This is a genomic window from Streptomyces fulvoviolaceus (assembly GCF_000718165.1).
Taxonomy (GTDB): Bacteria; Actinomycetota; Actinomycetes; order Streptomycetales; family Streptomycetaceae; genus Streptomyces; species Streptomyces fulvoviolaceus.
On record NZ_JOEY01000217.1, the window covers coordinates 1 to 266 of the forward strand.

Annotated in this window: 1 protein-coding gene; it reads right to left on the bottom strand. The window is 68.0% G+C overall.

Annotation, left to right across the window (positions count from 1 at the left end):
• The coding region (locus tag IG08_RS0153595) for a WecB/TagA/CpsF family glycosyltransferase (RefSeq protein WP_267965082.1) at positions 1-264 on the bottom strand (264 nt) is incomplete at its 3' end.
• Positions 265-266 lie beyond the last annotated feature (2 nt).

The window sequence follows — 266 nt, forward strand, 5'->3', positions numbered from 1 at the left end:
GGCCGGTCTCAGCCGGGCCCACTGCGCCATGAGGATCAGCAAGTAGTGCGGGTTGAGAATGAGGTACCGCCGCCACAATCGGGCAGGTTCCAGACCCAGTCGCCACAGCCACTCCCAGCCGTGCTTCTGCATCCACAGCGGCGGCCTGCGCAGGATTCCCGCGTGGAAGTCGAACGCGGCGCCGACCGCGAGCAGCGGCATCGGCAGCAGTGGTCGCATGGCGTGCACGAAGGTTTCCTGGCGCGGGCAGCCGAGTCCGACCAGGA